Annotated in this window: 12 protein-coding genes; 5 read left to right on the top strand and 7 right to left on the bottom strand. The window is 68.1% G+C overall.

All coding sequences use genetic code 11. The features are described from left to right. Positions 1–51: 51 nt before the first annotated feature. Both H4W30_RS29170 and H4W30_RS29165 read right to left on the bottom strand, forming a co-directional pair. Positions 52–696 carry a TetR/AcrR family transcriptional regulator gene (locus H4W30_RS29170; RefSeq protein WP_318780685.1) on the bottom strand — a complete coding sequence of 215 codons (645 nt, stop codon included), beginning with the start codon at positions 694–696 and terminating at the stop codon, positions 52–54. An 87-nt stretch (positions 697–783) separates the two neighbouring features. After that, the gene (locus H4W30_RS29165) at positions 784–2,094 is read right to left on the bottom strand and encodes a lipase family protein (protein ID WP_192745735.1); all 1,311 of its coding nucleotides are present in this window, start codon (positions 2,092–2,094) and stop codon (positions 784–786) included. Positions 2,095–2,316: 222 nt separating this feature from the next. Between H4W30_RS29165 and H4W30_RS43860 the strand changes: the two genes are divergently transcribed. Beyond that, the gene (locus tag H4W30_RS43860; RefSeq protein WP_318780684.1) at positions 2,317–2,685 is read left to right on the top strand and encodes a helix-turn-helix domain-containing protein; all 369 of its coding nucleotides are present in this window, start codon (positions 2,317–2,319) and stop codon (positions 2,683–2,685) included. A gap of 338 nt (positions 2,686–3,023) precedes the next feature. On the opposite strand, the gene H4W30_RS29160 is transcribed toward H4W30_RS43860, so the two are convergent. Next, complete coding sequence (locus H4W30_RS29160; protein WP_192745734.1) at positions 3,024–5,867, bottom strand: ATP-binding protein; 2,844 nt, start codon at positions 5,865–5,867, stop codon at positions 3,024–3,026. Positions 5,868–6,267: 400 nt separating this feature from the next. Here H4W30_RS29160 and H4W30_RS29155 point away from each other — a divergent pair, with 400 nt between their 5' ends. After that, complete coding sequence (locus tag H4W30_RS29155; RefSeq protein WP_192745733.1) at positions 6,268–7,485, top strand: hypothetical protein; 1,218 nt, start codon at positions 6,268–6,270, stop codon at positions 7,483–7,485. 313 nt (positions 7,486–7,798) lie between these two features. On the opposite strand, the gene H4W30_RS29150 is transcribed toward H4W30_RS29155, so the two are convergent. Next, a complete protein-coding gene (locus H4W30_RS29150; RefSeq protein WP_192745732.1) occupies positions 7,799–9,802 on the bottom strand; it encodes a tetratricopeptide repeat protein in 2,004 nt (667 codons plus the stop codon). Positions 9,803–10,046: 244 nt separating this feature from the next. Next, entirely contained in the window at positions 10,047–11,246 is a 1,200-nt protein-coding gene (locus tag H4W30_RS29145; protein ID WP_192745731.1) for an MFS transporter, read from the bottom strand. Between the two features lie 54 nt (positions 11,247–11,300). On the opposite strand from H4W30_RS29145, the gene H4W30_RS29140 reads away from it, so the two are divergent. Beyond that, the gene (locus H4W30_RS29140; protein WP_192745730.1) at positions 11,301–12,044 is read left to right on the top strand and encodes an AraC family transcriptional regulator; all 744 of its coding nucleotides are present in this window, start codon (positions 11,301–11,303) and stop codon (positions 12,042–12,044) included. 53 nt (positions 12,045–12,097) lie between these two features. Here H4W30_RS29140 and H4W30_RS29135 read toward each other — a convergent pair whose 3' ends face one another. After that, a complete protein-coding gene (locus H4W30_RS29135) occupies positions 12,098–13,258 on the bottom strand; it encodes a thioester domain-containing protein (RefSeq protein ID WP_192745729.1) in 1,161 nt (386 codons plus the stop codon). A gap of 325 nt (positions 13,259–13,583) precedes the next feature. Between H4W30_RS29135 and H4W30_RS29130 the strand changes: the two genes are divergently transcribed. Continuing rightward, positions 13,584–14,768 carry a PQQ-dependent sugar dehydrogenase gene (locus tag H4W30_RS29130; protein WP_192745728.1) on the top strand — a complete coding sequence of 395 codons (1,185 nt, stop codon included), beginning with the start codon at positions 13,584–13,586 and terminating at the stop codon, positions 14,766–14,768. Positions 14,769–14,886: 118 nt separating this feature from the next. Then, entirely contained in the window at positions 14,887–16,155 is a 1,269-nt protein-coding gene (locus H4W30_RS29125; RefSeq protein WP_318780683.1) for an SON protein, read from the top strand. Between the two features lie 75 nt (positions 16,156–16,230). On the opposite strand, the gene argG is transcribed toward H4W30_RS29125, so the two are convergent. Beyond that, a complete protein-coding gene (gene argG, locus H4W30_RS29120; RefSeq protein ID WP_192745727.1) occupies positions 16,231–17,679 on the bottom strand; it encodes an argininosuccinate synthase in 1,449 nt (482 codons plus the stop codon). Between the last annotated feature and the right edge of the window lie 11 nt (positions 17,680–17,690).

Genomic DNA, 17,690 nt, shown 5'->3' with positions numbered 1-17,690 from the left:
CGTCCCGAAAGTGGCTTTCGCGACGCACCCACACTCACTATGAAGTACGCCCTAGGCGTCGACGCTCCGGTGCCCGAACAAGCCGAGCAGCCACGTGTAGCGGACGGCTTCGCGCGCCTGTTCGTACGCGTCTTCCGTGCCGATCCAGATGGCCTGGGTGATCAGTTCGATGGTGGCGGCGACGACTGTGCGCGCGGTGAACGGCGGCGGTGACGGCAGCGCGGGATCGGTGGCGCGCAGCCATTCCGCCGTCCGGTCGAAGACGGCTTCACCGGCGCGCAAGGTGTTCTCCCGCGCTTCTAGCCCCGCGTCGCCGAGCGCGTAGATCTCCAGCAACGCGGCGCGGACGGCCGTGGGGCGCCGGTGCACGTAGTCGACGAGGAAATCGCAACAGGCGGCGACGGCGTCCAGCGGGGCCGAGGCCTCGGCGCCCACGGCGACGCCCTGGGTGATGAACTCGGTGGTGATCTCGCGATAGGCGGCGAGGAAGGCGTCCTGCTTGCCGGTGAACTGTTCGTAGAACGAGGTCCGGGACACGCCCGCCGTCGCGGTGATGTGGCCGACGGTCGTGGCGACGTAGCCGCGTTCGCCGGTGTTCTCCAGTACCGCGTCGATCAGCCGCGCGCGCTGGGTTTCCGCGACCTCGTCGCGGCTGAGGTTGTGCGGCCCCTTCGGCAGCTTGCGGTGCTCGGTCACGTGCGGCACCGTACCGGTCCGGAAATCCGTGAAGGCCTCCTTCCCTACTGACAGGGTAGGGAAGGAGGCCTTCACGGACCTGTGCGGTCAGCCGACCGGCACCTCCGGGGCAAGGGAGTTGCCGGGCGCGATCTTCCCGCAGCTGGTCGGGGCCGTCTTGCCCGCGAACCGGTCGTTGAGCCAGCCGATGGCCAGCGGCGCCCAGGCGACGGCCGCCCCGACGTGGCTCAGCGTGTTGTACTGGTCGTACTTGATCGACTTGTTGCCGGTGTCGCAGTACTGCCGCGCGAGCGAGCGCACGTCGCCGGCGACCATCACCCCGTCGCCGGTCCCGATCCCCGGCGGATTGCCGAAGGTTCCTTCCAGGGCACCGTTGTTGCCCTGCGCGATGTAGCCGGGCACGGTCGGCGTCGGAGCCGAACCGAGGTTGATCTTGTTCACGGCCTCGACGTACGGCAGCACCTTGTTCGGGTTGACGTACTCGGGTTTGACGAATTTCTCCCACGTCAGCCCGGGATACCGGCCGAGCGCGTCGACGATCGACGCCTTTTCCATGTCCTTGAGCACCTGAAGGCCGTAAGAATTCGCGTACGGCTTGAGATCGATGCCGAAGGACCGTGAGACGCCGATGAGCGCCATCGGAATGACGCCGGTCCACGCGACGCTGCCGTTGACGTACTTGAGATTGTGCGACGGCTTGACGAGCACTCCGCCTTCGGTGAAACCGACGAGGTTCTTGTTGACCTCGGGCGCGTAATCCGGCGCGAGCGCGGCGGCCCAGCCGGTCGCGATGGCGCCGCCCGAATACCCGATGAGCCCGACCCGGGTCTTGTCGTTCATCCCCGTTCCGGGGGACCTCGTCGCGGCGCGGATGGAATCCAGGGTGTTCGTCCCGTATTCGGGCCCGGCGGCGAAGTTCGCCTTCTGGCCCTCGGTGTCGGGAATGACGACGTTGTAGCCCAGTAGCAGGGCGGGTGCGATGAACAGCGACTCCGCGTTGGCGATCAGGCCGCCGAGCGAGACGTCACCGGCGATCGCCCGCGACGGGCTGTGCTCGGGGTTGAGCGAATCATAGAACGATTGGTACGAAACGGCTTTGGTGCTGTCACCGGTGAGGCTTCGCAGCACCGAAGTGACGTTCGCGGACGGCTTGCCCTGCGCGTCGGTGGACCGGTACAGCAACTGGGTCACCTTGAGCGGCGTGGCAATGCCGATGACGTGGTAATTGAGCGTCCGGGTCTTCAACACGGTCCCGGGGCTGTACGACGACAGCGGTTCGCTGCCGTCGTAACTGTAGAACGGATCGGTCGCGGGGGCGGCGGAGGCGGCGGGCGCGGCGGCGAAACCGACGACGAGGGCGATCGCGACGGCCAGCAGACGAGCGGGCTTTCGGGTCATGACTCCCCTTTGAATCATGAAGTGGATCACGTTCGGATGCCCGGAACCTACCAGCCGGTAACCGATGGTGTACAGAGGCGTACATGATTTTTGTCGGGTTCTCGACGCCACTGCCGAGGGTGGGCGTGAGCAAGAGAACACCGGTGGGGGCTGGATTTGACGGCGCGCACGTACGACTGTGGGAAAACGTGGTCGTGCCAAGAGTGGGGTGGTGGCCTTGCGATGACGGACCCGGGCGATCCCGAAGCCCGCAGAGGGGATCACGAACTCGATGCCGATGCCGAACTCGTCCGAGCGTATGAAGGTGGAGCCACCATAACGCAACTGGCCGCGCGCTTCGGAATGACCTATTACAAGGTGCGGTCCTCACTCATATCGGCTGGTGTGACGCTGAGACAGGTGGGGCCGACGACTCCGTCGGCCCCACCTGGTCTGGTTCAGGCTTATCTCGATGGGGCGAACATTCACGACGTGGCAAAAAGATTCGGGCTGAGTTTCGGGGTCGCCCGAAGGATGCTGCTGCAGAACGGAGTCCGGCTAAGGCCCAAGGGGGGCGGGCCCCGAGGTGTCGAACCCGGCGGGCCCGCCTAGATCTCCTGCAGGTCGCATCGGGTCAGTACGTCCGCCACCAGTCGAGGCTCGTCAGCACGACCGTGGTGACGAACAGCAGGGTCAGGGCAGGTGCGGACGCCAGGTACTTCTTCAAGATACTCCTTGGGGATTCGGGAGATGCGTATCCGAGCTCAGTGCTTCAATCATCCCGGATATGGCAAATCTAGAGCCGTTTCAGGACGTCGTCAACGGCCTGAGGAGCCGACTTGCCCGCATTGCCGTTGCCCTCTACTGTCCGTGGGTCCGCGCTCAGCGCGCTCAGCTGGGGTTTCAGCCGAAAGACGGACGGCTGCTACCCCTCTGCGATCGCGCAAGGATCACCGTGTCGAGTGATTTTCGTCGAGATTTCGGGATGGTGGCAGCATCGCGACGGTGTCCTCGTCGCCTCTTCGCCTGGCTGCCGGAATGGTAAGCGGCTCTTTGCCGAGTTCGGCGATCCGTGCCTCCAGTTCGACAGCCTTCGCGTGGCGCCCCCGGTCACGGTAGAGGCCTGCCGCGCGTCCGAGAACATCACGGGCGTCAGGGGAGTTTCCCCGATCGGCGAGGATGCGGCCAAGGGTGGCGAGTGCCCGAGCCTGCCCGGTGGCGTTGTTGGTGCGCTCGGCGAGGTCGACGGCGTGGTTCGCGTACTGGATCGCCTCTCGATCCTTGAGTTGCGCGTGCGCGAGGGAGGCGAGCACGCTGTACAACTTCATGGTCGCGGGCAGGTGATGTATTTCGTCGGCCAGCAGCAAGGCCTTGTTGGCGTGCAGGGAGGCTTCGTCGTACCGGCTGAGCTGTGTCAGCACGCCCGCCAAAGCGGTATGGACGGCCATCTGCCCGGAAGCGTCACCGGTTTCCCGGCGAACCTCCAGCGCACGCCGGTAGTGCTCGACCGCGGCCTCGTGTTCGCCCGCGACTTCGAGCGCGTCTCCCAGCCGGTACTCGGCGGTGCCGAGGTGGCCGGGATCGCGTACGACGTGGGCCAGCGCGAGGCATTCGCGATACCGGGTGATCGCCTCACGCGTGCGGCCGGCGTGATGGTGGCGCCGGGCCTTGTTGAGCAGGACGGCGAGCCTGCCGAAGTCGTCGCCCTGCTCCTGGACGAGGTCGTACGCGGTCCGCAGGTAGTGATCGGCCGTCTCGTCGTTCCCGATGAGCATATGGACCTGGCCGAGGTCGTTGAGCGTGCTCGCCTCGGCCTCCAGGTTCCCGGCGGCGGAGGCCGACCGGGCCGCGATCGCCAGTCCGTTCACGATGTCGTCGTAGAACCCGTACCGGTCGTAGATGTCGCTGGTGAGATGGGGGATGCGCCAGGCATGCTCGTGGAGACCGTGACGGTGGGCATGTTCCACCAAGGCGTTGAGATTGCTTCGCTCGTTCAAACACCATTGGCGGGCGGCGGCGGGGGAATCGAAGTCCAGTGGCACGGTGCCGGGTTCGAGCGGGATCATCGGTGGCCGCTGCTTGTGCGGGTGCACCGTCGCGTGCGCGTTGAAGGCCGTGTGCAGGTAGAACGACAGCAATCGCCGCCGGGGCCCGTCGCCGTCGTCTTCCCGGTCCGCGAGGGTTGTCGCGTATCGGTGGAGGATGTCGTGCATGCGATAACGGTCGAGGTCGCCAGGGTGCTGTATCAGATGTGAGGCGAAAAGCGCGTCGAGCGACCTTCGCGCGGCCGGGATGCTGATCGCTCCCGCCGAGGCCAGCGCCGCCGGGCTCATCTCCGTGCCGGGATGCAGGCCGAGAAGGCGGAACATGCGCTGTTCGGCCTCTTCGAGCGCGTTGTACGACCACGAATACGCGGCCTGCAGATGGATTCCGGCGCCGTCTCCGTCGTCGCCGATCGTCAGGAGGGTTTCCGCGTCCTTCAGTTGATCGGCGAGCGTGCGCAGGCGCAACCCGCCACGGCTGGCCGCGCGGTCGGCCACGATGCTCAGGGCGAGCGGGATGCAGTCGCACAATCGTGCGAGCCTCTGGAGGAGTTCGGGTTCGTCCTGCCCGCGATTACGCATGCGATGCGCCAGCAGTTCGCACGACTCCGCGGGCGACAAGGGGTCGAGCGAGACCGACGGGACGTTGTGCAGGGCCGTCAGCGGTGTCAGGCGCCGTCGCGACGTGAGGATCACCGTGCACGGTGTCAATACGTCCAGCATCGGCCGGACGTGCCCGTAATTCTCCACGTTGTCCAGTACGACGAGGGCGGGCCGCTGGGAGAGGAGGGTGGCCAGTTTCGCCATCCGGCCTGCGGGGCTGACGATGCGGTCGACGCGGAAGTCCAGCGCCGAAAGCAGGACGTCGACGACGTCGTTGGCTTCCAAGCGCGGAGTTCGGCTGAAGCCGTGCAGATCGATCATGATCACGCCGTTGGCGAAGCGCTCGGCGGAGCGGTGGGCCCAATGTCCGATGGTCGTCGTCTTGCCGACGCCGGGCGGCCCGGTCACGCAGACGATCGTCGCCAGTGGGGCGCCGGTGGCGTCGATGGTCAAGGAGTCCAGTTTCGCCAGAACGTCCGCGCGGCCGACGAATCGATCGATATCCCGGGGCAGCCGCCGTAGTGGGATGACGCTTTCCTCGACTTGCCCGGTCTTTCTGTCTGCGGTCCCGGCGGTGACCTGAATGGATTGCGGAACCGAGGCATCGAGCTCTTCGTGGAATTCGCGGAGTTCGTCGGCCGCCTGCCCGTCGCCGTCGGCGCGAAGAGCCCGGTACTTCCTCAGGTAGAACGCCGTGATTTCGCCGTGGCGTCCCGCGGATTTCAGTGCTTTCAGACGGAGTTTGGCGAAGCCCAGCTCGTTCGGATGGTCGCGATCGAGTTCGTCCAGTCGCTGCAGGGCGGTGAGCGATTGTCCGGTAGCGAGCAGTTCGTCGAGCAGGAAAGTGTTCGCGGGTATCCAATCGGAATGAATGAACGACGTGCGCCACTCTTCCGCGAGCCTGGTCGTGAGATCGGCGAGCGGATGCTCCCGCCACAGGCGCACCGCCGCCGTGGCCGCCTCGCACGCACGCAGGTGTTCATCGCTGTCGCCGAACGTTCTGGCTTCCCTCATGGCTTCGCGGAAGGCGACGTAGTCGATCAGCGAAGGGTCGACGTCGAGGATGTACCGGCCGTTCGCGGTGATCAGCGCCGCGGGTGCGCGCGTCTCCCGGAAAAGCTGGCGGAGCCGGGTGACATATTGGTACATCGTAGCTCGCGGGTCACGTGGCCGTTGTTCTTGTTCGTCCCAAACCCATTCGACTACGTTTTCGATGGAAAGACGCTTACCGGGACGGGTCAGCAGAGCCGCGAGGATGCCCTCTTCTCGTGGTCGTCCCCAATTCACGGCCAAATTCCCGTGCATTCGCACTGTAGTCTGCCCGAGAACTCCGAAGGCAACTTCCATGGCAGCCCCCTTCCCGGCGGCAGTGTCGCTGCCGGCCCCTCGCCTCGGTCTCCAGTTTCACATTCTTTTTCGTTTTGAACCAGCTCGACCAGCGTTGACCGGATGAGGAGTGATCCTTTGTCAGCGGCGTCAACCACGGTACGAAAGGGCCGTGTCAGGTGCTCGGGCCACTCTCGGTCTCCGATTCGACGGACGAGAGGGGATGCTCGTGAGCAGGGAGATGTGGATCCGGGGCCCGGTCGGGGCCGGCGCGGAGGCGCGGGTGACGCGGGCCGGGTGCCGGACGGCGCTCGTCGTCGTCCCGACGATGACCGCCGGCACGAGACTGCTGGACATCGTGCCGTTGCTCGAATCGGACCACCGGGTCCAGCTGGTGTTCACCGTTCCGCACACCACGGACCAGTGGCCGGGGGTGGAGGAGTTCGTCCGCGCGCAGCACGGGCTGCTCATGCCGTGGGAGCAGGCGGTCCACCACACGTTCGACCTCGTCCTGGCGGCCAGCCATCGCCATCTCGAGCAGCTCCGCGGCCCGATCCTGCTGGTGGGGCACGGCGCGGGGACGATGAAATCGCATCTGTACAGCCGGAAGGCCGAGACTCCCGTGCTTCCGGCCACCGGCCTCGACCGCGAACTCCTGACCTATCGGGGCCGCATTCTTCCCTCGGTGCTCGCGCTGGCCACCGAGGAGGAACGGGCGGCGCTCGGATCTCTGTGCCCGGAAGCGTTGCCTGTCGCGACGGTGGTAGGCGACATCTGCCTGGACCGGATGATCGACGGAGGCCGGTTTCGCGAGCACTACCGGCAGACGTTGGGGCTGAATCCACGCCGGCGGCTGGTGACGATCAGCTCGACGTGGTCGACCGACTCGATCTTCGGCCGGGTCCCGAGCCTCTGCAGGGCGGTTCTCGAGGCGCTTCCCTCATCGAGATATTCGGTCGCGGCGGTGTTGCACCCCAACGTGTGGACCGTGCACGGACGCAGGCAGGTGACGGCCTGGCTGTCCGACTGCGTCGAGGCGGGGCTGCGGCTCATCCCGCCGGACCGAGGCTGGCAGGCGACCATGATCGCGTCGGACTGGGTGATCGGCGACCACGGTTCGACCACCGCGTACGCCGCCGCGATCGGCTGCCCGGTCACCCTTGCGGCCGGGCCGAGCGACCGGCTGCGGCCCGGCAGTATCGCCGACCTCGTCCGGGAGAACGCGCCGATCCTGGAGCCGGGACCGTTGCGGTTCCAAGAGGCCGAAGCCATCCGCCGTCAGGAACGCTTGTCCTCGGTCGCCGGAGCGGCGATCAGCTCCAGGCCGGGCCGTGCGGCGGGGATCCTGCGGTCTGCCATGTATCGCCTCGTGGGACTGCCCGAGCCGGACTGCCCGCCGTCGATCCCGATGCTGCCCGCGCCGCTCCCGATCGAGGTGTGACGACATGGGCATCGTGTACGCGGTCCACAGTCCCGCGCTGGGTGTCGCCCGTATTCGCCTGCGGATCGACGGTCTCGACGCCGATGTACTCGCGGCCGTGCCGGGCGCCTGGGCGAGGGCAGGGGACATCCTGCTCCTGCAAGACGTCCGGACCGGCGACCTGGCACGGATCGCCGCCGAGGACGCGTTGAACCGTCACCTCGGTGCGACTGTCGCGATCGTGGTCCATCCGGACGGCTACGTCATCGCCGACCGGACGAAGACGGTGTCTATGGCGGTGAAATCGCGCCAGTCCGAGCAGGAGGACTGGACCTCACGGTTGCGTGCCGTCTCCGGGCGCACCGGTGTGGGCGTCGCCCCCGTCGGCGTAAAGGGCCTGAGCTTCGGCGAGATGGCCGGCGCCTTCCTGCTCTCGGCCGCTCTGCAACTCGATGTTGCCGAGTGCGGTCAGTATCTCGGCGGTGTAGTAAGGGGAATCGAGTGCTCGCACCGTTCGTAGCGACTCGGTCAGCCTGCCGATCGCGTCTTCGGCCCGGCCCTCGGCCGCCTGGATGCGGGCGAGGGCCATGGCGGACCGGGCATGCTGGGCGGCATCGCCGATCCCGGCCATCACGGTCGCCGCGGCGGTCAGCTCGATCATGGCTTCGCTGTACCGTCCGAGTTCGGAGAGCACCTCGCCCTGCCGACGTCGGCACAGCGCCACCCCGCGGGGGATGCCCAGCCGCTCCTGCAGATCCGCCGCCTGACGATAGAAGTCGAGGGCGCCGTCGAGGTCCCCGCGGCCTCGTGCGGATCTGCCCAGCTGGGAGAGTGCCGTCGCCTGCGTCGGGCCGTCGTTCTCCTGCTGTCCCAGGCGGAGCGCGATGAGGTTCTGTTCGGTCGCTTTGTCGTACCGGCCGACTTTGGCGTAGGCGTAACCGAGCTGGGATCTGAGCCTGGCCTGGACCAAGGGGAGATCCGCCCTCGTGGCCGCCAGCACCCCCCGTTCGTTCATCGCGATCCACGGCCGGTAATCCCGGTGGTGAAGGAAATACCCCCACGACGCCTCGCAGAACTGCCACACGATGTCGTCCCAGTCGTGCTCCGCGGCCTCGCTGAACACGGCGCGGATCACCGACAGGTGTTCACGCCACCAGGCGAGACCATCCGCGCGTTCGACGAAATCCTTCGACCGGCGCGCCCGAGTGGCGTACCGGGTCCGATGGGGATGGATCGCCTCGTCGGCGGCCAGGACCCGGTCGAGGTACCACCCGGCGAACGACCGGCCCAGCCGTTCCTGCTCGTCGCCCGGCAAGGCGGTGCGGGCACGGGCGCGCGCGTCACTGTGCAGCACCATGTGCTGGACGAACCGGTCTTCACCGGTTTCGGTGAGGAGGTTCGCCTCGATCAGCTCGTCGACGTCGTCCTCGACGGAGCCGACCGGGCGGCCGAGCGCGGCGGCCAGCGGCTCGGTGGACACGAAGGGCCCGGGGTGCACTCCACACGCCAGGTAGACCCGCGCCGCGCTCTGCGGCAGACCCTCGTAGACGACCTCGAAGATCGCGTTCAACGAAAGCGCCTTGTCGGTGGAGCTGCCCCCTGTCGACGTCCAACGTCCGTAGGCGGCGGCTTCGCGGGCGAGGGTCCGTCGCGGCCGGGTTCTCAGCCGGGCGGCCGCCACCGAGAGCGCGAGGGGAAGCCCGCCGCATGAGGACACGATCTCCGTGGCGGCGGGCGGATCGGACCGGAGGCGTTCGGTTCCGGTGTACCGCTCGAACAGCGCCCGTGCCTGGGAATCGGTGAGTGGCGGGAGATCGACGAACTGCGCGCCGTCGATACCCAGATCGGTGAGCCGCCACCGGCTGGTGACGACGACGACCGTCTCCTGCCCGGCGGGCAGGAGCGGGCGGACCTGGGCGACGGAAGCCGCGTCGTCGAGCAGCATCGCCATCCGCCGCGACGCGGTGGCCGTGCGGAACGCCGCCGCTCGCTGGTCGAGGCTCGACGGGATCTCGGCGGGCGAACTGCCGAGCGCGGTGAGGAATCCGTGCAGGACTTCGCCGGGATCCTCCGGCGGCTGCTCGCGTGCGCCACCGAGATCGCTGTAGAGGATGCCGTGGGGGAACTCATCCGACCTGCGGTCGAGCCAGTCCAGCGCCAGCGAGGTTTTGCCGACTCCGCCCACCCCGCTCACCACCACCAGTCGCCGTCCGGTGCCGTCGTGCCAGAGCCGGTCGAGTTCGGCGGTGAACCGTTCCCGCGCTTCGAACACGGCGGGCGCCGCGGGGATCTGCCAAGGCCGATTCGCGGGGACTCCGAGGTCGGCCGGGGCGGTCATCGTCCGACCCCACCGCTCTTCCAGGCTGCTTCCGGCTGATGCGAGCGCCGTCCCAGGTAGTCCATGCGGTGTCCCCCCGTTTGGTCTCCGACAGTCCAGTGTCCCCAATAGTGCGGTTCCAGGCGAGAAATTGTGGTTTGACTATCACACGAACAGACGAATTCGTGCACGTGCGTCCGCACGGGCGTTCTTCTTCAGGATTTCCGGAAAGTATTGCGCATCCACAATGGACGGACGTTTTCTGTCACCGGATTCTCTCGCCGGTCAGGTTCATGCCTTCGGGCGCATTCCGCTCATCCGAGCCCTTCGGTGCGCCCGGTTCCGTCAGTGAGCGAGATACGAGCCAGCCCAAGAGAGGCAGCGCGATCAGCGGGACCAAGGCCGTCCGCAACGAGCTGTGGTCGGCGACCGTTCCGATGACCGGGCTCGCGAGACCGCCGATGCTGACCGTCAGGCCGAGGGTGACGCCACTGGCGGTGCCGACGCGCGTGGGGAGGTAGTCCTGCGCGAGCGTGATCTGCAGGGAGAACGGGATGTACAGGCCCACCGCGGCCAGCAGGACGAACGGGAAGAAGGCCGGGCCCGGCACGAAAACGACGCCCGCGACCGCGACGACGGTGGCCAGATAGGACCGGTGCACGACGATGACGCGGTCCCGGCGCCCGGCCAGCCTGCTGCCGAGCAAAGTGCCCGCGGCGCCGCCGAGGTAGAGCAGGAACAGCGCGGCGCTGCCCGTCGCCGTGCCGCCTCCGGCCCGTTGCTGCGCGTAGAGCGAGACGAACGTGCTCAGGCCGACGAACACGATCGAGCGGAAGACGACGGCCGCCGACAGCTTCACGAACGACCTCCAGTCGTCGACCCCTGTCGCCTCCGCCGGCGAGCCGCCGGTGCGGCTGGTCCTGGCGAGGGCACGCAGCACGGGCAGGCACAGCACGGAACCGGCCAGTGCGGGAACGACGAGCAACGGCGACATCCGCAGCCCGCCGAGGGCCATGACGGCGGTGACGAGTACGGGCGCGGCCGCGAAGCCGATGTTCCCGCCGAGGGAGAACCAGCCCATGGCCGTATGGCTGCCACCACCGGCGATCCTCGCGACCCGTGCGGCCTCGGGGTGGTAGGCGGCCACCCCGATTCCCGACACGGCGACGAAAGCCAGCGTCAGCGGGTAGGAGCCGACCAGTCCGCCGAGGGCGATGCCGAGCCCGCCGAGGAGCGTGGCGGACGGCAGCAACCACGGCATCGCCCAACGATCGGTCAGCGCGCCGAACAACGGCTGCGCCACCGACGACAGCAGTGAAGCGGCGAGCACGATGCCGGACACCGCCGCGTAGCCGTAGGCGCGTTCGGCCGCGAAGAACGGCACCAGCGCGGCGACCGAACCTTGGTACACGTCCACACACGCGTGCCCGGCCGACAACAGGGTGATCGCTTTGTTCTTCGACACGTCGCCATGCTCGTCGCGGATCGCGGTGTCGCGCTTCCGATAAAATGACAAACGATGACGGAAATCCGCCACATGCCCGCGGCGCCCACCCAGGTCCGGTCCCTGGCCTCCGGCATGACGATCGACGCGCACCGCCACGACGATCATCAGGTCGCTTACGCCGCTCGTGGCGTACTGGCCATCACCACCGACAGGGGTTCCTGGGTCGCGCCCGCCACGAGGGCCATCTGGGTGCCCGCCGGGACCGTGCACGCCCATCAGGCGCACGGCGACCTCGAACTCCGTCTCGTCGGCCTGCCCGCCACCGTGAACCCGTTGCGGCTGAACGGACCGAGTGTGCTGGCCGTCGGACCGCTCCTGCGCGAACTCATCCGCGCCTACACCGATCCGCCGCACGACGACTCCCCGGAACGACGGCGGCTGCGCGCGGTACTGCTCGATCAGCTTCGTGCCTCGCCGCGGCAACCCCTGCACCTGCCGACGCCGGCCGACCCGCGGCTGCGCGCACTGTGCGAGATCCTCAGCGCCGATCCGGCCGACGGCCGGACGCTGGCCGTTCTCGGCGCGCGGGTCGGGGCGAGTGGCCGCACCCTGGCTCGGCTCTTCAAAGCCGACCTCGGCATGACGTTCCCGCAGTGGCGCACGCAGCTACGGCTCTATCGCGCCTTGGTCCTCTTGGCCGAGGACACCCCGGTGACCGCGGTGGCGCATGCCTGCGGCTGGTCGTCCACCAGCGCGTTCATCGACGTCTTCCGCCGCGCCTTCGGGCATACGCCGGGCAGGTACTACGACCGGTGAACGCGAAAACGGGGCCGGTCCACAAAGGACCGGCCCCGCTCTTCGTTCGGTTCTTACGCCTCGCTACGGCGACGGCGGACCAGCAGCACCATCAGCACACCCGCGCCGAGAAGCGCGCCACCGATGATCAGCGGCATGGTCGCGGAGGCACCGGTGTTGGCGAGTTCGTCGCCGCCACCCGATTCGGCGCCACCAGGGGTGGTGGGGGCCGGGGTCTCGGTGACGGGCGCGCCGCCCTGCTTCCAGTTCGCGGTCGCGTTCGCGGCGACCGAGGTCTTCTCGGACTGCGCGACGATCAGGGACTGGGCGGGCACCTTGTCGTAGTTCTCGCCCACGAACAGGCGGCCGGTGTCGAGGTGGCCGCTGACCTTCAGCGAGAAGGTGCCGGAGCCGTCCTTGGCGTCCTTGGGGACGTCGACGTAGACCTTGGTGCCGTCCTTGATGTCGGCGGCCTTGAGCGCCTTGCCGTCGGCGTCGGTGACCTTGACGCCCTCGGGCAGCTTGCTCGTCAGCTCGGTGATGTCACCGCTGGTGGCGATGCTGAATGGGCCGATCCGGGTGCCGGTGGCGCCCGAGGCCTTGGCCGGGCCGATGTCGAGGGTCGGCTTCGGCTGCTGGCCGATGCCGACGTTGTCCTTGCCCACGAGGTAGTCGTAGACCGCCAGCACGTCGGCGGCGGACTCTCCGGCGCCCTCTCCCGAAACCGGGTTGGCCCGCTTCAGGTCCTTGCCGTCACTGAAGTGCCACACCGCGGCCTGCGTCGCGGTGATGGCCTCCTTGACGGACAGGCCACCGTTGAACTTGACGTCGCCCTTGCCGAGCGTGCCTTCGAGCGCCTTCACCGACGCCGCCGGGTAGCCGTGGTGCAGCACCCAGTTGAGCTTCGAGCTGTTCTTGTTGAACGGCGACTTGGTGTCCGGGTACTTGTTCCACGGACGCTCGATCATGTCCTGATCGGTCCGCATGCCGACCTCGACCTGCACGCAGTACATCTTGAGCTTGCTGCCGTCGGACAGCTTGAGCGTGAACAGCACCGCGCCGGCGGGGTCCCCGCTCTCGAAGTTGATGCCGAACCCGCGTTCGCCTTCCTTTTCGATGACCCGGCCACGCGCCGCGCCGTCGTCGGCGAGGGCGGCCGGAGCGGCCATCGTCAACGCGACGGCCGCGGAGGCCACCGCGATCCCGCCGCGAACCAGAACTGACCTGCCGTGCATGTGTCTCCCATCCGGATACGGACCACGAATGCCAGTGCCGTGTGCGACCACAGGCCCCGACCGCAACGGCTCGCCCGAGTGGGGGATAACTCATCCCATCGAGCGAGAGCGGAGCATACAGAGGTCTCACAAGTGGCTACTCAGGGGTATGGCTCATGTCCGAATTGCCCCGAACGAGGGTGAACGGCAGGAAAACGATCTTGGGCGAGTAGAGAACGGATCTTCGACGGAAAGAAACCGACGGAAAGCTCGCGGATGGAGGTACCGCCGCTCCTCCGGTCGCTGTTGAATTGGACCAGACCATTCACTGGCGATTGGAGTCCTCATGACGCGACGGCACCTCCGCCGGGGGTTGTCCCTGGTGGCCGGGCTCGCTTTGGCCGGGGCGCTGCTCCCGGCCGCGAGCAGTGCGGAACCCCTGGAAACGCGGGGAGTTCCGCTCGGCGAGCTGACCGCCACGGCGACCAAGGTCGCGTCCGGGCTGGTCAACCCCACCGCGATCACGGCGATGAACGACGGCAGCGGCCGGATCCTCATCGTGGAGAAGCGAGGCGTCGTCCGGGCCTACCATCCCCGGACCGGGCTCGCCGCGAAGCCGGTTCTCGACATCAGCGCCAAGGTGAACGGCGCGGACGTCGAGCGCGGGTTGCTCGGGCTGGCGATCGCCAAGGACAGGCGGGTCTACGTCGCGTACACCCGCAAGTCCGACAGCGCGGTGACGCTCTCCCGCGTCCGGCTGGACACCGGCGAGCTCACCGAGCTGATCACGCAGCCGCATTCCGAGTTTCCCAACCACAACGGCGGCCAGCTCGCGTTCGGCCCGGACGGGTACCTGTACTGGGGGATCGGCGACGGCGGCGGCGGGGGCGATCCGCTGGCCACCGGGCAGCGGCTGGACACGTTGCTGGGCAAGATCCTGCGCATCGACGTCAACCGCGCGTGCCAGCCGCTGAAATACTGCGTCCCGGCAGGCAATCCGTTCGCCGGCGTGGCGGGCGCGCGTCCGGAGATCTGGTCGTACGGGCTCCGCAATCCGTGGCGCTTCTCCTTCGACCCGGCCGACGGTTCGCTGTGGATCGGCGACGTCGGCCAAGGCCGGTTCGAGGAGGTCGACCACCTCGCCAGGGGTAAGGGCGGCGCGAACTTCGGCTGGTCCTGCAAAGAAGGGCCGGTCGTCTTCGACGAGACACGCTGCAAGGACGGCGTGACCTACACCGATCCGGTCTTCCACTACATCTCCGGCGCGGAGGGCTGCGCGGTGATCGGCGGGCACGTCTACCGCGGCAGGAAGTACGCGGCACTGGCCGGCGGGACCTACCTCGCCACCGACTTCTGCCAGGGCACGGCCTGGGCCGTCCGCGAGAAGACCGACGGCACCTACGAAAGCGCCCGGATCGGCGAGTTCCCGCTCGACGCCACCACCTTCGGTACCGACCAGAACGGCGAGCTGTACCTCGCCGACGAGACCCCCGGCGGACTGCACCGGATCTCGTTCGCGCGCAAGGGATAGCGGCCCGCCCCGGCCGCGTCCGCCCGGCGCGGCCGGGGCACCCGATCGCGTTTCATCAAGTTTTCATCATCGCTCCCTAGCGTGAGGTCGTCCGGTGAAAACAGTGATGGAGGGCGACGTGGAGCAAACATTCCCACCCGGAGGCGCGCAGTGGCCGCCGCCGCAGGGCTGGGTCCCGCAACCGGTACCGGGGCCGCCCGCCCGGAAACCCCGGTGGCTGCTGTTCGGCGGCATCGCCGGACTGGTGCTGGTGCTCCTCGCGGGTCTGACGACCTGGCTCCTGTGGCCGTCGAAAGGGGACCGCGAACCCTTCGAGCAGGCACTCGCCGGGCTTTCCTCGGCGCCCGCCGTCCGGAACAGCACCTCCGGGGTCGGCGGGATGATCAAGACCGACGTCAAGACCACCGCGCACGGCGAGACGTCCGGAACGATGTCCTTCCGGGGCAAGAAGATCGATATCCTGGTCGTCGGCGGCAAGGTCTACTTCAAGGCGCCGGACGGCATGCTGCCCGGGGCGATGGCGGACGCCGGCGGGACCGACGAGCTCAAGGACCGGTGGATCACCGGTGAGGACGCGCTGTTCGGCCCGGCTCTGCAGCAGTTCGAATCCCCGGAGAAACTCGCCGCCCGGCTGCGCGCGGCGCTGGACCGGGCGGACGAGATCCCCGCGGATCAGAACGAGACCGTCCGGGACGTTCCGGCGCTGAAGGCGAGCACGCCGGCGGGTGACCTGTACGTCTCGAAGGAGGCACCGCACCGCCTTCTCCGCTACTCCCTGAAAATGCCCGGCGGGATACCGTCCATGCCCGGCTCGGAGTCACAGCCGCCGATGCCGTCCGGCGCCGGCCTCGGTGAGTCCGATGTGGACGCTTTGTCCCCGCAGGAGACCGACGCCGTCTACGAAAACCTGACGACGAACACCAAGAAGCTGTCCGGTGCCGTCGACACCAGTGTGCGGTTCGACATGAACGGCGCGGCCACGGTCGCGTGCAGCTCGTCGGGCTGCACGGTGACGGCGAACGTGTCCAACTCCGCCTCGGCGAGCAGCGGCGGGAAGGTCAGCGGCCAGGTCAACGCCACGATGACCGCGAACGTGACCATCGGTGGCCGCCCGGCGGGCAGTTGCCGGGAAACCGCCGGCCTGCCGTTGAACGGCTCGGCTTCGATCACCTGTGTCAACGGCGGGGCCGGGAGCGTCTTCTCGTCCGTCGAGGCGGAGAAGAAGGCGGATGCGGAAGCGCGATCGCGTGCCTCCGGCGGCGTGCCGGTCCAGTACCGGATCGAGAGCATCGCGTCGGTCGCCGTGCTGGCCGAAGCGATCGGGCAGGTCGAGATCACCCGCCTGGTCGACGAGCTGACGGAACGGCGGTCGAAGCTCGGCGGCTGACCGGATGAAGAACAGCGCCGGGCGAACGGCTTCGATGCCGCGCGCCCGGCGCTTTCGCGTCCCGGTGTTTTCGGGTCAGTCGGTGCCGGATTCGATCGCGGCGTGGTCAAGCAGTTCGTCCTCGGCCGAAGCCTTGCCGCGCGAGGCGATCGCCTGCGCGCCGCCCGCGTCCATGGCCCCGATCAGGCCGGTCGACGCGGCCTGCGCGGCACCGATCAGCGTCGGGTGCCCGCCGCCGACCATGCCGAGCCCGGCGTACTGCTCGAGCTTGGCGCGCGAGTCCGCGATGTCGAGGTTCCGCATGGTGAGCTGGCCGATCCGGTCCACCGGGCCGAACGCCGAGTCCTCGGTGCGCTCCATGGACAGCTTGTCCGGGTGGTAGCTGAAGAACGGGCCGGTGGTGTCGAGGATCGAGTAGTCCTCGCCGCGCCGCAGCCGCAGGGTGACCTCGCCGGTGACGGCCGCGCCGACCCACCGCTGCAGCGACTCGCGCAGCATCATCGCCTGCGGGTCCAGCCAGCGGCCTTCGTACATGAGCCTGCCGAGACGACGGCCTTCGTTGTGGTAGCTGGCGAGGGTGTCCTCGTTGTGGATCGCGTTGACGAGCCGCTCGTACGCCGCGTGCAGCAGCGCCATCCCCGGCGCCTCGTAGATGCCGCGGCTCTTGGCCTCGATGATCCGGTTCTCGATCTGGTCGGACATGCCGAGCCCGTGCCGTCCGCCGATGGCGTTGGCCTCCAGGACCAGGTCGACCGCGGTGGCGAACTCCTTGCCGTTGATCGTCACCGGCCGGCCCTGCTCGAAGCCGATCGTGACGTCCTCCGGCGCGATCTCGACCTCGGGGTCCCAGAACCGGACGCCCATGATCGGGTTCACGATCTCGATACCGGTGTCGAGGTGCTCCAGCGACTTGGCCTCGTGCGTCGCGCCCCAGATGTTCGCGTCGGTGGAGTAGGCCTTCTCGGTGCTGTCCCGGTACGGCAGGTCGTGGGCCTGCAGCCACTCGGACATCTCCTTGCGGCCGCCGAGCTCGCTGACGAACGCGGCGTCCAGCCACGGCTTGTAGATCCGCAGGGACGGGTTCGCGAGCAGGCCGTAGCGGTAGAACCGCTCGATGTCGTTGCCCTTGAAGGTGGACCCGTCGCCCCAGATCTGGACGTCGTCCTCGAGCATCGCGCGCACCAGCAGGGTGCCGGTGACCGCGCGGCCGAGCGGCGTCGTGTTGAAGTAGGTACGGCCGCCGTTGCGGATGTGGAAGGCGCCGCAGGACAGCGCGGCGAGACCTTCCTCGACCAGCGCGGCCTTGCAGTCGACGGCGCGCGCGATCTCGGCGCCGTAGGCCTTCGCCCGGCCCGGGACCGACGCGATGTCGGGTTCGTCGTATTGGCCGATGTCAGCGGTGTAGGTGCACGGCACTGCACCCTTCTCGCGCATCCACGCGACCGCTACCGAGGTGTCGAGGCCGCCGGAGAAGGCGATCCCGACGCGTTCGCCGACAGGCAGAGAGGTGAGTACCTTGGACATGATGGAAGTAT

The organism is Amycolatopsis roodepoortensis (assembly GCF_014873915.1).
Classification (GTDB): domain Bacteria; phylum Actinomycetota; class Actinomycetes; order Mycobacteriales; family Pseudonocardiaceae; genus Amycolatopsis; species Amycolatopsis roodepoortensis.
The sequence above is the reverse complement of the archived record's forward strand: the minus strand, read 5'-3'. Positions and strand labels throughout refer to the sequence as shown.